This window comes from Symbiobacterium ostreiconchae (genome assembly GCF_055396975.1).
The window spans coordinates 408,270-421,685 of the sequence record NZ_AP042454.1 but is presented as its reverse complement, the minus strand read 5'-3'; the positions used below and the strand labels follow the sequence as shown (position 1 = coordinate 421,685).

Genomic DNA, 13,416 nt, shown 5'->3' with positions numbered 1-13,416 from the left:
CTCCTTCTGGTCGGAACATTCGCTATCCGGCAGCCACTTCCTATCCGCCCCAGGATTTCCATGCCATCATGGCAAGAGTTGAACCGGCGGCGCGGCTTCCCCCCGTCTAACTCGCGGACAACAATCGGAGGAGGGACCCGTATGCGATTCCGGAATGGTCTTTTCACGATTCTCCTTGCCGGACTCCTGGTACTCGGACTCGCGGCATTCTCGTCCCAGGGCGCCCAGGTCCATGCGGCCGAGGACGATGCCGTGCGGACCCTGTCGGTGACGGGCCGGGGCCAGCTCGAGGTGAAGCCCGACACCGCGGTGATCACCGTGGGCGTCACCGAGGTCAAGCCGACGCCGATCGAGGCCTACAACGCCCTGAGCGAATCCATCAACAAGGTGGCTGAGGCGGTGATGGCCAGGGGCGTGAAGGAGGGCGACCTCCAGACCAGCGTCTTCCAGCTCACCCCCGAGTACAACTGGACGCAGGAGCGCGGGCAGGAGCTGGTCGGCTACCGGGCGACCAACACCCTCTCCATCACCACGCAGGACCTGGATGACGTGGCCGGGCTGATCCAGGCGGCGGTGGAGGCCGGGGCCAACGATCTTCGGGGGATCTCCTTCTCGGTCAAGGACTCCGCGAAGCTGCTGGAAGAGGCCCTGAAGCTGGCGGTCGCCGACGCCAGGGCCAAGGGTGAGCTGGTGGCCGGCGAGTTCGGCGCCAGGATCGCCCGGGTCCAGTCGGTCAGCGTACAGGATCAGGGCTCTTCGATGGTGAGGGTCGAAGCCGAGGCCCCCATGGCGCTGGACGGGGCGTTCAAGGCGGCGCCCGTGCCCGTGTACAGCGGGACCACCACGTTCACGGCCACGGTGTCGGTGACGTTTGAGCTGCAGTAGTACAGCATGGGAAAGGCCGGGGGCAAGGCCCCCGGCCTTTCCGCGCGCCGGTGGCGCCGTCCCGGCGGCGCCGTCTCCGGCTCCCCCGGCGCGCGGGGGATCCCGGTTGGATGTGACCAGCATCACCGTATCCGTGTGACCCGGCACCACACCTCCGGAGGAGAAGATTCGGTACACTGAGGCCGACAGATTGACCCCCGGAGGTGGTCCGAGCGCATGGCAGTACGCACAGGTCCGTCTTCCAACCGGCTTCTCCAGCACGCCCTGCTGCTTACCCTGCTCCTGGCCTTCACCGTCATGATCGTGGGGGGCGTCTGGATCTTCCGGTCACGTGCACCGATTCCCGACCAGATCGTCGGCCCGGACGGCTCGGTCTTGACCACGGCGGAGCAGATCAAGGGCGGCCAGGCCGTATACCAGAAGTACGGCCTCATGGACTACGGAACCGTGCTGGGCCACGGTTCCTACCTGGGTCCCGACTATACCGCCGAAGCGCTGCACATCATGACCCGGTCCATGCAGGACTACTATGCAGAGGCAGAGTACGGCGCGCCGTACGGGGCGCTCGACGCTGCGGCCCAGGCCGCCGTGTCGGCCCTGGTGAAGGAAGAACTCAAGCAGAACCGGTACGATGAGGCCACCGGTACGCTGGTCTTCAGCGACGCGCAGGTTCAGGCCCTGGAGGCGGTGCGGGCCCACTACCGCAGCTACTTCAAGGACGGCAATCCGCTTGCGGCCCTCCCGCCGGGGCTCATTCAGGAGTGGCACATGCCCGAGACCGGTCGGAAGTGGGTGGCGGAAGGTGATCAGGTCACGCAGATCGCTGACTTCTTCGCCTGGACGGCCTGGCTCGCCGCTGCGAACCGGCCGGGGGAAGACTACTCCTACACCAACAACTGGCCCTATGCCCCCGAGTCGGGTAACGAGGCCGGCTACGCCGCGGTTCTGTGGTCCACCGTATCGGTGACGCTGCTCATCGCCGGCCTGGCCCTCATCCTGTGGCTGCAGAAGCGGTACCGGCTGGAGATGGAACAGGCCTACCAGGTCTTCCCCCGGTATGATGTCACCAAGTTGGCCGTCATGCCCGGCCAGCGGCGGCTGGCCAAGTACATTCTCGTGGTGACGCTGCTCTTCCTGGTGCAGAGCCTGCTCGGCGGGCTGCTGGCGCACTATTACGCTGAAGGCAGCACCTTCTTCGGCCTCGACCTGACGGCCCTGCTGCCGTTCAACATCGCCAAGGGCTGGCATCTGCAGCTGGCGATCTTCTGGATCGCCACGGCCTGGCTGACGATGGGCCTCTACACCGCGCCGGCGATTGCGGGAGAGGAGCCGGCCGGTCAGCCGGTCTTGATCGACGTGCTCTTCTGGGCCCTGGTCGTCGTGGTGGGCGGCTCCCTCATCGGCGAGTGGCTGGGCGTGAAGGGCTACCTCGGAAACCTGTGGTGGCTGCTGGGGCACCAGGGCTGGGAGTACCTCGAACTCGGCCGGTTCTGGCAGGTTCTGCTCACGGCCGGCCTGGGCCTCTGGGTCTTCATCCTCTGGCGCGGGCTGCGCCGGCCCCTGAGGGCCGAGGCGGACCCCGGCGGCCTGCGGCACCTGCTCCTGTATACCTCCGTCGCCATCCCGCTCTTCTACGTGTTCGCTTTCTTCATCAACCCCGACACGCACATCACCTACGCCGACTACTGGCGCTGGTGGATCATTCACCTCTGGGTGGAGGGCATCTTCGAGGTCTTCGCCGTTGTCATCGTCGGCTATCTGATGGTCTCGCTGAAGCTGGTCACCGAGCGCTCCACCGTGCGTGCCCTCTACTTCCAGCTCATCATCCTGATGGGCTCGGGGGTCATCGGCACCGGCCACCACTATTACTGGATCGGGGCGCCGGAGATGTGGATCGGCCTCGGCGCGGTGTTCAGCGCCCTGGAGGTCGTGCCGCTGACCCTGCTGATGGTGGAGGCGTGGGAGCAGTACAAGATGGCCCGGGAAGGCGGCGTCGACTTTCCCTATCGCGGCACGTTCTGGTTCCTGGTCTCGGTGGCCTTCTGGAACCTCTTCGGTGCCGGCATGCTGGGGTTCCTGATCAACCTGCCCATCGTCAACTACTTCCAGCACGGATCCTGGCTGACGCCGGCCCACGGCCATGGCGCCTTGATGGGCGTTTACGGCATGCTGGCGATCGCCCTGGCCCTCTACGTGCTGCGCAGCATCATGAAGCCCGAGAAGTGGAGCGACCGAGCCGTGGCGCTCTCGTTCTGGGGGCTGAACATCGGGCTCATGGGGATGCTGCTGGTCACCTTGATCCCCGTAGGCTTCATGCAGCTGGCCGAATCGTTCACCAACGGCTTCTATGCCGCCCGCGACTTCAGCTTCTACCGGCGGCCGCTCGTCAACACCCTGATGTGGCTGCGGGCTATACCCGATACGGTGTTCCTGGTGCCCGGCATCCTGCCGCTGGTGTGGCTGGCCTTCCGCGGCCTCCTGAACCTGCGGTCGGTGCAGCCAGCCACGGGTGAGGCCATCGTGGTGGACGAGGCCACCCACGCGGCGGACTGATCCGCGCGGCGTTGCACGATTTGGCGGGGTCCCCTCCTGGACGGAAGGAGGGGGCCCCTTCCTGTTTTGCAGACCGCCGGGCCAGAAGACTTACCGCAGGACCGGCAGGGAAAAGGCCGGGGGAAATATAAATACCACAGAAGACAGAAAAAACCGACAACGAGGGAGGGAATCGCGTGGGTTCGGTTCTCGGACTGGGACTCATAGACCTGGCTCTGGGCATTTTGGTGATGGCCCCGCTGGCGGTGGCGCTGCGCCGGAACCGGCACCTGTCCGACGCATTCTTCCTCGCATTCCAGGTCTGCGCGGCCGTCGGCATGGGCCTGGTGGCCGTTGCGGGGATGCTGGCGATGGCGGGATGATGCCGTTCCGGGCCGGCGTGGAGGCGTAACCCCGGGTTTATCGCGACAGCCCGTCGCCTGGCAAAAGGGGTTTTCGCCCGCGGAAGCGAATAGGTTATCCCAGATGTGCTGTGCTGGGAGGGAACCCGTGCATGCCGGTCAACGAGAAGCTGCGCGATGAGCTGACTGACAAGCTGTTTGAAGCGATGCTGACGCTGAAGACCGTGGAGGAGTACTACCGCTTCTTCGAGGACATCGCAACCATCGGGGAAATCAAGGCGCTGGCGCAACGACTCGAGGTGGCCAAGATGCTGGACGCGGGCATGACCTACGAGGACATCGTTGCGGCAACGGGCGCCAGCACGGCCACCATTAGCCGCGTGAAGAAGTGCCTCAACTACGGGGCTGACGGATACCGCATCGTTCTCGAACGGACGAAGAACGAGTACAAGGAGAAAAAATGAGGCCCGGGCGAAAGCAGGCACAGGGGGAACGCCCCCCTGTGCCGCTTTCCGTCTCCCGGGCCTTATGTCGCCCTGGCCATCTCCCACGTCTGCGGCCCGACCAGGCTCTGGATGGCGGTGCCCACGGTGCCGAGCACGCCGTCTGCGGCAGCGACGGACTGAACCAGACTGCCGGTCAGGCTGTGCCGGACGGACGGCATCACCGAGAGCACCTGTTCCGCGGCCGCACGCATCCGGGGCTGAATGCGGCTGAGCCCGTGGAAGCCCGCGGCCAGGTTCATAAGTACGTTCGGAGTCGCCTCGCCACAGAGGATCCGCCGGATCGCTCCCAGCGTGGCGCCGTGGTAGTAGAGGCCCTCCTCGACGCTGCGAACCGCCTCGTTCAGCGCCGGCGAGGGGGCGGCACTGCTGGCCTCCAGCAGGAGCGAGAGCAGCGCCTGGTAGCCGGGGAAGAGCTGCTCCAGCGCCCTGGCCGTCTGCACCAGCTGCTGGGTGAGCACCTGGGCCGGATTCGGCGGCTGCTGGCCCTGGGCAGGCGCACCGGCAGGTGCAAAGGGCGGCGCCCCGTACGGGCCGGCCGGGAACGGAGCCGGCGCTGCCAGGGCGGCCTGGGGCTGGCCCTGAACCGGCGCCTGCGGACCGTAGGTTGCCATGCCGGGCTGTTGCATGGACCTTCCTCTCCTTTCGCGCACACGAGTTCAGGTCCAGCGTATGTAGGAACCGCCCGGTTGGTTACGCGGCCCGATGGCTCTTGCTGCCCGCACCGTCAGATTCGCGCCAGCGGAAGGCGAACCAGTAGAACAACCCCACGCACACCGCGCCGCCGACGAGGTTGCCCAGCGTGGAGGCGACCAGGTTCTGGCCGACGCCCCACAGCGTGAGATGCGGCAGCAGGTCTGCGGGCGCGCCGGGCAGCCCCGCCACCGCCGGCGTGGCCTTGAGCATGAGGGCGTAGGGAAGGAAGAAGAGGTTGGCAATCGAGTGTTCCCCGCCCATGGCGACGAAGGCGGTGATCGGCAGGAGCATGGCCGCGATCTTGTCCGCGGCCGTGCGCCCGCCGGAGTACGCCCAGACCGCCAGCGTCACCAGGATGTTGGCCAGAATGCCCCGGGCGAACGCCACGCCGAAGGGGAGCGCGGCCTTGGCGGCGCCGATGCTCAGCGCCTTCAGCCCGACCAGGTTGCCGCCCCCGGCCCAGACTTGTGCACTGTAGGCCAGCAGGGCGATGAGCACTGCGCCCACCGCGTTGCCCAGCCAGACCGACGCCCAGTTGGCCATCATCTGACGCAGGCTGATCTTCCGGCTGGCGAAAGCCATGACGATCAGGGTGTTGCCGGTGAAGAGCTCCGCCCCGGCCAGAGCCACCAGCGCAAGACCGAGGGTAAACGACAGGCCCCCCAGAATCTGGCCGGCGCCGTAACTGCCCTGCCAGCCGGCCAGGGCCACCTGGTATGTGATGCCGCCCAGCGCGATGAAGGCGCCGGCGGCGATGGAGAGGAGCGCGCGGCGGTGCGGCGGAAGGGCGCACTTGGTGACGCCGAGCTGCTCCATGCGCCGCGCGATCTCGGCGGGCGGGTGCAGGTCGACTGCGGGTGTCTGTGTCACGGATGATGCCTCCTTATGTATCGCTGCATGTATCGCTGCGGATGTCGCCGCGGACCCACGTTCGATGATACCGGTGATCCGGTGCGCGCGCCATCCGGTTGGGTCTCTAATGCGAGGGCCCAGCAGCGCGCTGCTGGGCCTCCTTTTTCCCTATCGCCGTCAGCTGATCGGCTCGAAGCGGGCCGTGAAGAACCGCAGCGTGGGCGGCTCGTAGACCATGCGCAGCCCCGGAATCGAATCGCGGTGCTTCCACAGCTCCTTGACCGAATAGGCGACCACGTCCATGTGCCGGTCGGTGTAGACCCGGCGCGGAATCGTGAGGCGCACGAGCTCCAGCTTCGGGTAGATGTGGTCGCCGGTCTTGGGATCGCGCCCGGCCGAGACGATGCCCCGCTCCATGGCGCGCACTCCGGAATCCACATAGAGCGCCGCAGCCAGTGCCTGGGCGGGGAACTGGTCCTGCCTGAGGTGCGGCAGGAAGGCCCGGGCGTCCAGGAACACGGCGTGGCCGCCGATGGGCTGCACGATGGGGATGCCCGCCTCCAGCAGCTGCTCGCCCAGGTAGCGCACCTGGTGGATGCGGTGGGCGATGTAGTCGTCGTCCACCATCTCGTAGATGCCCTGCGCGATGGCCTCCATGTCCCGGCCGGCCAGGCCGCCGTAGGTGGGCATGCCCTCAAAGATCACCACCTGCTCCCGGGCCTTCTGCAGGATCCATTCCTCGTTCATGGCCAGGAAGCCGCCGATGTTGACGAGGCAGTCCTTCTTCCCCGACATGGTGCAGCCGTCGAAGTAGGACATCATCTCCTTCAGGATCTCCCGGACCGGCTTGTCCTGGTAGCCTTCCTCCCGCTCCTTGATGAACCAGGCGTTCTCCACGGCGCGGGTCGCGTCGCTCCACATGCGGATGCCGTGCCGGTCGCAGACCTTCCGCACCTCCCGCAGGTTGGCCATGGAGACGGGCTGGCCGCCGGCCATGTTGACCGTGAGCGCCACGTTGATGTACGGGATCTTGTCGGCCCCGACCCGGTCAATGAGCGCCTCGAACTTGGCGATGTCCACGTTCCCCTTGAACGGGTGGTTGGCCTGGGGATCGTGGGCCTCATCGATGATCACGTCGACGAACGTGCCCCCCTGCATCTCCTGGTGGGCGCGGGTGGTCGTGAAGTACATGTTGCCGGGCACGTAGTCGCCGGGCTTGATGAGGATGCGCGAGATGAGGTGCTCCGCGCCGCGCCCCTGGTGGGTGGGCACCACGAACTTGAACCCGTAGATCTCGCGCACCGCTTCTTCCAGTCGGAAGAAGGAGCGTGCGCCGGCGTAGGCCTCGTCGCCCATCATCAGGGCGCCCCACTGCCGGTCCGACATCGCGTTGGTCCCCGAGTCCGTCAGCAGGTCGATGTACACGTCTTCACTGCGCAGCAGGAAGGTGTTGTACCCGGCCTCGCGGATCGCCTGTTCCCGGTACGCACGGGTCGTCATGCGGATGGGCTCCACGGCCTTGATCTTGTAGGGTTCTGCCACCGGTCGCTGCATGGATCATTCCTCCTGTCCGGCTCGGTGCCTGATCTGCTCCAAGACCAGTATAGGTGGCCTGCATCTGCCAGAACAACCCGTCTTTACCTGAATAAAACATCGAAGCTGAACAGGGGGAAAGGACAGTCGGTCTTCGCGCAGGCGGCGCCTCACCCGGTGAGGCGCCGCATCTCTTCCCAGACATCCGGCGGGCCGACCACCGTCAGCAGGTCCCCCTGCTGCAGCACCGTACCGCCGTGGGGCACGATCTTCTCGGCCCCGCGCTTCACCGACACCACCAGCACCCCCGCGGGCAGCGGCGCCGACCGCAGGGCCGCACCCACCAGCGGGCCGCCGTTGAGCGGGAAGTCCTGGATCTGCAGGTCCTGGTTTTCGCCGGTGAACAGCTCCGTCGCGGCCGGGCTGCTCAGCAGGCTCTCCACCAGCAGCGCGGGCGCCAGGTCCGGGTTGACCGCCTCCAGCCCCTCCTGCCGGGCTTCGGCGAACCCGGACGGGCTGGTGGCGAAGAGGATGGCCCGCGGAATGCCGAACTCCCGGCGCCCCAGGCGAGCGGCGGCCAGGTTGGACCGCTCGTCGCCGGTGAGCGCGACCAGGGCGCGGGCCTGTTCCGCGCCGGCCTGGCGCAGCCCCTCCGCCGAGGCCGGGTCCGCGAGCACCGCCCGCATGCCGGCGGCGGCAAACTCCTGCACGCGCTCCGGGTGCTCGTCCACCGCCGAGACCGGAATGCCCTGCGCCAGCAGCCGGCGGCCCACGTGCAGCGACAGCCGGTTCATGCCGGCCAGCACCACCGACTCGCGCACCGGGCCCGTTTCGGCGTCGCCCAGGATGCGGTTGAAGAGGATGGGTCCGAGGATCGCGGTGGCGATGGCCACGAGCACCACCGCGGCGTGGGTGGAGGCGCCGTAGGCGCCTACGGTGTAGGCCACGGCCGAGGCGGCGATGGTCACCGACATCTGCGTCGTCAGGAGGATCATCCCCGCGATGGCGCGGCGGGGCGGGTGCCAGATGGCCAGCAGGGCGCCGGGCAGCGCCTTGACCACCAGCGTGCCCGCCAGCAGCAGCGGCACCAGGGCCAGGGCGCCGGGGTCGCTCAGCAGCGCCCGGAGGTCAAACTCGACGCCCACCATGACGAAGAAGACGGGAATGAGGAAGCCGAAGCCCAGCGCGTCCAGCTTGTGGGTGATCTCCTCCCGGTGGGAGCCGGCCAGCATCGAGAGCAGGAGGCCGGCCAGGAAGGAGCCCAGAATCGCCTCGACCCCTACGGTCTGCGCGAGGGCCAGGAAGACCAGCATGAGGGCCCAGGCGGCCCGCACCGAGATCTGCGCGGTGCCCCCGGTCAGCCCTTCCAGCAGGTTGAACCGCCCGAGCCACCGGGAGACCAGGTAGACGGCGGCGCCGAAGGCGATGAGGGCCAGGATCCAGAGCGCCTCCAGCGCGGAGCCGTTGAGCTTCACGGCCGCGAGCACCGACAGGCCCAGCATCGGCAGGAAGTCCGCGATCACCGCGGTGGAGAACAGCACCTGTCCGAAGGGATCGGTGAGCATGTGCCGGTCCTTCAGCACGGGCATGATGATCGAGAGGCCGCATGTGGTGATGATGAGCGTGAGGAAAAGCGGCTCCTCCACCAGCCCGCGCTGCTGCAGCACCCTGGCGAACCACCACGCGCCGTACGCGGTGAGCAGGAAGATCACGACGCCGAGCGCGAGCGGATGATGCAGGCGCGCCAGCCAGGCGGGACGCCCTTTCGGCCGGGCGCCCCCGCTCACCAGCGAAGCCAGGTCGATCTCCAACCCGGCGAGGAACATGAGGGCGCCGATCCCCAGGAAATTGAAAATGGAGAGCAGCTCGTCGCTGTGCACCAGGCCGAGGCCGCTCTTGCCGACCAGCATGCCGGCCAGAATCTCTCCGGCGGCAATGGGAATCCGCACCCGCTTCAGCCGGTTGAGCAGGAGCGGCACCACGAAGGCCAGGACAGCGACCAGGACCAGGCTGCCCAGGGCCGGGCCGTGATGAGGCATGCCATCCACCCTTTCAATGCCGATAGGCGAGATTTTCGTGTTATATCATCACAATATCATGCGCCCTGATTCTTCCACAACACGATTCCCCTTACAGCCTGCAACCGCGTCCACGCCGGGCTCGGCGCACCGCCGCCAGGGGAGAGCCGCTCAGCCAAATTGCGGGCGTTGGGCGCGCCAGATTTTCTCCCGCGTGAAGCGGACCGGGTCGCGCACAATGAAGCCAAATCGGCAACAGGGCTCTGAGGATCCGATCGGATCGGCGCCCCAACAAGAGGAGGCAACGGATCGTGCCATTCAGCATCTACGTGGGAAACCTGCCCTGGAGCACCACACCCGAGGACCTGCGCGCGCTCTTTGAACCCTACGGCGAGGTGCAGAACGCCCGCATCATCACCGACCGTGAAACCGGCCGCTCCCGCGGCTTCGGCTTCGTGGACATGGCGGAGGAGGAGGCCGCGCGCAGGGCCATCGCAGAGCTGCACAATTACGAATACGGGGGCCGGCCTCTCACCGTCAACGAGGCGCAGGCCCGTCAGGGCGGTCTGTAGCCCCCTCACCCCACCCGACCGGTTCTCCGGTCGGGTTTTTCGCGCGCCTCTTGACCAAAAGCCGGTCGTTATGGTAGGTTCGTTTTAGTTATTTACCACATTAGCCGACTAAAGCACGGAGGGGATGGCCGTGAGCGCGCCGGTAACTCGCACACAGGTTCCGGATGGCGTGCGCGACCGCCTGCCCGCAGAGGCCGCGGGGATGCGCCGCCTGTCCGCGCGGCTGGACAGCGTCTTCCGCACCTGGGGTTACCGGGAGGTCTGCCCGCCGGTCATCGAGTACCTGGAGGCCGTCTCCGTCGGGGCCGCCAACTGGGGCCGCCGGGAGGACCTCTACCAGTTCTTCGACCGCAAGGGCCGCACCCTGGCCTTGCGCCCGGACATGACGACGCCCATCGCCCGCCTGGTGGCCACCCGCCTGACCGACGAGCCCCTGCCGCTCCGGCTTTCTTATTTTGCGCCGGTCTTCCGGCACCGCGAGCTCAGAGCCGGTGCGACCAGCGAGATCTGGCAGGCCGGGGTGGAGCTGGTGGGCGCCTCGGGAGAGGCGGCCGATGCCGAAGTGATCAGCCTGGCGTGCGCCGCGGTGCAGGCGGCGGAGCTCGACGGGTTCCGCATCGGCCTGGGCCACGTGGGCATCGTCGAGGGGCTGTTCGAGAGCGCCGGCGTGGCCCCGGGGGCGGCTGCCGCCCTGAAAGAGGCCATGGTCTCCCGGGACCTGGTGGCCTTCGAGTACGGCGTCGCGCAGGCCGGCCTTTCCGGCGAGCAGGCGGACCTGCTGCTGGGGCTGGTCCATTTCCACGGCAGCTTCCGGGAGGCGATGGACCGCTTCGGCGGCATCGGCGGCCGGGTGACCGCGGCGCTCCAGCACCTGGGCAGGGTGCTGGAGGTGCTGGAGGCCCTGGGCGTGGCCGACCAGGTGAACCTGGACCTGGGCCTGGTGCGCTCGCTGGGCTACTACACGGGGGTGGTCTTCGAGGGCTACCTGCCGGGGATCGGCCAGCCCGTGATGGGTGGCGGGCGCTACGACAACCTGGTGGCCGAGTTCGGCCGGCCGCTGGCCGCCACCGGCTTCGCGCTGGAGGTCGACCGGCTGCTGATGGCGCAGGAGCAGCAGCGGGCGCCCGCCGCAGAGGCCGGGCTCGACGCCGTGATCGCCTGCCCGCCCGGCCAGGAGGCGAAGGCGATGGCCTGGGCGGCACGGCTCCGGGCGCAGGGGCTGGCCGTCGAGGTGGACCTCCTGGGCCGGACAGGTGAAGCGCTCGCGGCCTACGCCCGCTGCCGGGGCGCTGCCCGGGTCCTGAGCCCGGGGGTCCCGCCGATTCATTAGAGGGAAGGAGCCTTCACGCATGTCACCGCTGACCATCGCGCTGCCCAAAGGCCGTCCGTACGCCTCCACGGTCCAGTTCCTGCGGGAGGCCGGCCTGGCGGGGCCCGAGCTGGAGCCAGAGGAGGGGCGGAGCCTGTACGTGGAGTGCCCGCGGCAGGGCACGCGCTTCATCATCGCCCGCGACTCCGACGTGCCCACTTACGTGGAGTACGGCGCCGCCGACCTGGGCATCGTGGGCAAGAACGTGCTGATGGAAGCCGAGCCCCAGGTCTACGAGCTGCTTGACCTGGGCTACAGCAAGTGCCGCTTCGTGCTGGCGGCGCCGGCGGGCGTGGACCCCCGGCAGCTGCTGAACGGCCGCTCCACGCAGCGCGTGGCGACGAAGTATCCGCGCATGACGGAAGCCTACTTCAACAGCCGGGGCCTGCAGGTGGAGACCATCTTCCTGCATGGCTCCATCGAGGTGGCGCCCAAGGTGGGGCTGGCGGACCTGATCGTCGACATCGTGGAGACCGGCCGCACCCTGCGGGAGAACAACCTGGCCGTGGTCGAGGAGCTGTGGACCTCGTCGATGCGGCTCATCGCCAACCGGGCCGCGTACCGGCTTCAGGCCGAGCGCATCGCGCCGATCGTCCGCCGCCTGCGGGAACTGGTCGCACTGCGGGAGTCTGCCGCGCAGCACGAGGTGGCCGCCGCGCACGGCCAGGAATCCGCTCCGGAGCAGAACCATGCTGCACAGCGGGAGTCGGCCGCAGAACCGTAGCCTGCGGTTGCAGAGCGCACAGGAGGAGATCGTCATGCTGAAGGTATGGGAGCCGCAGGCGTTCCTGGAGTTCCTGAACCGGCGCCGCACTGAGTTCTACCCGGAGGTGGAGGCGCAGGTGCGCGCCATCCTGGACCGGGTCCGCCGGGAGGGCGACGCGGCGCTCTATGACCTCACCCGGCAGTTTGACGGCGCCGACCTGGAGGCGGTCGGGCTCCGGGTGACCGAGGCGGAGTACCGGGAGGCGGAGGCCGCCGTGTCGGACGAGTTCCGCGCGGCCCTTCAGGTCGCGGTCGACAACATCGCCGCCTTCCACCGGCCGCAGGTGCCGTCTTCGTGGTTCATGACCCGGCCCGACGGCACGATCATCGGCCAGCAGGTCACGGCGGTGGACCGGGCGGGGGTGTATGTGCCCGGCGGATCGGCGCCGCTTTTCTCCTGCCTCCTGATGACCGCCATCCCCGCCGTGGTGGCCGGGGTGAAGGAAGTGATCGTCTGCACCCCGCCGGACCGCAGCGGGAAGATCGACCCGCACATGCTGGCCGCCGCCCGGGCCGCGGGCGTGAAGGACGTGTACAAGGTGGGCGGCGCGCAGGCCATCGGGGCCATGGCCTACGGCACGGCGACCGTGCCCCGGGTGGACAAGATCGCCGGCCCGGGCAACTACTACGTGACGCTGGCCAAGAAGCTGGTTTTCGGTCCCGTCGGCATCGACATGCTGGCCGGGCCGACCGAGGTGCTGGCTGTAGACGACGGCAGCGCCGATGCCGGGTGGCTGGCGGCCGACCTGCTGAGCCAGGCCGAGCACCCCAACGGGATGGTGATCCTGGTCACGGTGGCTGGGCCGCAGCGCGTCGAGGCGGTTGGGGCCGAGATGGCGCGGCAGGCGGAGGCCCTGCCCCGGGCGGAGACCATCCGCCGTTCCGTGGCGGAGCTGGGCGCGGCGCTGGTGGTCGGCACGCTGGAGGAGGCGGCCGACCTGGTCAACGCCGTCGGGCCCGAGCACCTGGAGATCAACCTGGCCGACCCCTGGTCCTTCCTGCCGCGGGTGCGGCACGCCGGCTCCATCTTCATGGGCCGGTGGACACCCGAGGCCATCGGCGACTACATCGCCGGGCCGTCCAACGTGATCCCCACCGAGGGCACCGCCCGGTACGCGTCTCCGGTGAACGTCGAGACGTTCATCAAGCGTTCGGCGGTCACCTGCTACAGCGAGGCCGCCTTCCGGGCCCAGGCGCCGCACGCGGTCCGCCTGGCGCTCACGGAGGCGCTGCAGGCCCACGCGGCGTCCATGCAGATCCGGCTGCAGGCACAGGCCGGGCCGGCGCCGGGGGCAGCGGCGGGCGGCGGCACCGAGCGAGGGAGGTAGG

The 13,416-nt window shown here is 68.3% G+C and carries 12 protein-coding genes; 8 read left to right on the top strand and 4 right to left on the bottom strand.

The features are described 5' to 3' along the window. The first annotated feature begins 141 nt into the window (after positions 1–141). The 4 genes from ACZ5UM_RS01965 (at position 142) to ACZ5UM_RS01950 (ending at position 4,243) form a co-directional block, all read left to right on the top strand. Positions 142–885, top strand: coding sequence for an SIMPL domain-containing protein (locus ACZ5UM_RS01965; protein WP_464846689.1), 744 nt, complete (start codon positions 142–144; stop codon positions 883–885). Positions 886–1,101: 216 nt separating this feature from the next. After that, positions 1,102–3,438 (top strand): nitric-oxide reductase large subunit, encoded by a 2,337-nt coding sequence (locus tag ACZ5UM_RS01960; protein WP_464846687.1) that lies wholly within the window; start codon positions 1,102–1,104, stop codon positions 3,436–3,438. 176 nt (positions 3,439–3,614) lie between these two features. Beyond that, positions 3,615–3,800: a hypothetical protein gene (locus ACZ5UM_RS01955; RefSeq protein ID WP_464846684.1), complete on the top strand. Its 186-nt coding sequence runs from the start codon at positions 3,615–3,617 to the stop codon at positions 3,798–3,800. Positions 3,801–3,931: 131 nt separating this feature from the next. Further along, positions 3,932–4,243, top strand: coding sequence for a YerC/YecD family TrpR-related protein (locus tag ACZ5UM_RS01950; protein ID WP_464846682.1), 312 nt, complete (start codon positions 3,932–3,934; stop codon positions 4,241–4,243). 62 nt (positions 4,244–4,305) lie between these two features. On the opposite strand, the gene ACZ5UM_RS01945 is transcribed toward ACZ5UM_RS01950, so the two are convergent. From ACZ5UM_RS01945 to ACZ5UM_RS01930, 4 genes are all read right to left on the bottom strand, one after another. Beyond that, on the bottom strand, positions 4,306–4,911 hold the full coding sequence (locus ACZ5UM_RS01945; protein WP_464846681.1) for a hypothetical protein: 606 nt from the start codon (positions 4,909–4,911) through the stop codon (positions 4,306–4,308). Positions 4,912–4,975: 64 nt separating this feature from the next. Next, positions 4,976–5,848: a formate/nitrite transporter family protein gene (locus ACZ5UM_RS01940; protein WP_464846679.1), complete on the bottom strand. Its 873-nt coding sequence runs from the start codon at positions 5,846–5,848 to the stop codon at positions 4,976–4,978. 159 nt (positions 5,849–6,007) lie between these two features. Further along, positions 6,008–7,384, bottom strand: coding sequence for a tyrosine phenol-lyase (locus ACZ5UM_RS01935; RefSeq protein ID WP_464846678.1), 1,377 nt, complete (start codon positions 7,382–7,384; stop codon positions 6,008–6,010). Positions 7,385–7,533: 149 nt separating this feature from the next. Further along, complete coding sequence (locus tag ACZ5UM_RS01930; RefSeq protein ID WP_464846675.1) at positions 7,534–9,402, bottom strand: monovalent cation:proton antiporter family protein; 1,869 nt, start codon at positions 9,400–9,402, stop codon at positions 7,534–7,536. 290 nt (positions 9,403–9,692) lie between these two features. On the opposite strand from ACZ5UM_RS01930, the gene ACZ5UM_RS01925 reads away from it, so the two are divergent. The 4 genes from ACZ5UM_RS01925 to hisD all read left to right on the top strand — a co-directional run bounded on the left by ACZ5UM_RS01925 (position 9,693) and on the right by hisD (position 13,415). Beyond that, entirely contained in the window at positions 9,693–9,953 is a 261-nt protein-coding gene (locus ACZ5UM_RS01925; protein WP_464846673.1) for an RNA recognition motif domain-containing protein, read from the top strand. Positions 9,954–10,083: 130 nt separating this feature from the next. Beyond that, the gene (gene hisZ, locus ACZ5UM_RS01920) at positions 10,084–11,283 is read left to right on the top strand and encodes an ATP phosphoribosyltransferase regulatory subunit (protein ID WP_464846671.1); all 1,200 of its coding nucleotides are present in this window, start codon (positions 10,084–10,086) and stop codon (positions 11,281–11,283) included. A gap of 19 nt (positions 11,284–11,302) precedes the next feature. Then, positions 11,303–12,046: an ATP phosphoribosyltransferase gene (hisG, locus tag ACZ5UM_RS01915; RefSeq protein ID WP_464846670.1), complete on the top strand. Its 744-nt coding sequence runs from the start codon at positions 11,303–11,305 to the stop codon at positions 12,044–12,046. 34 nt (positions 12,047–12,080) lie between these two features. Continuing rightward, complete coding sequence (hisD, locus tag ACZ5UM_RS01910; RefSeq protein ID WP_464846668.1) at positions 12,081–13,415, top strand: histidinol dehydrogenase; 1,335 nt, start codon at positions 12,081–12,083, stop codon at positions 13,413–13,415. Position 13,416 lies beyond the last annotated feature (1 nt).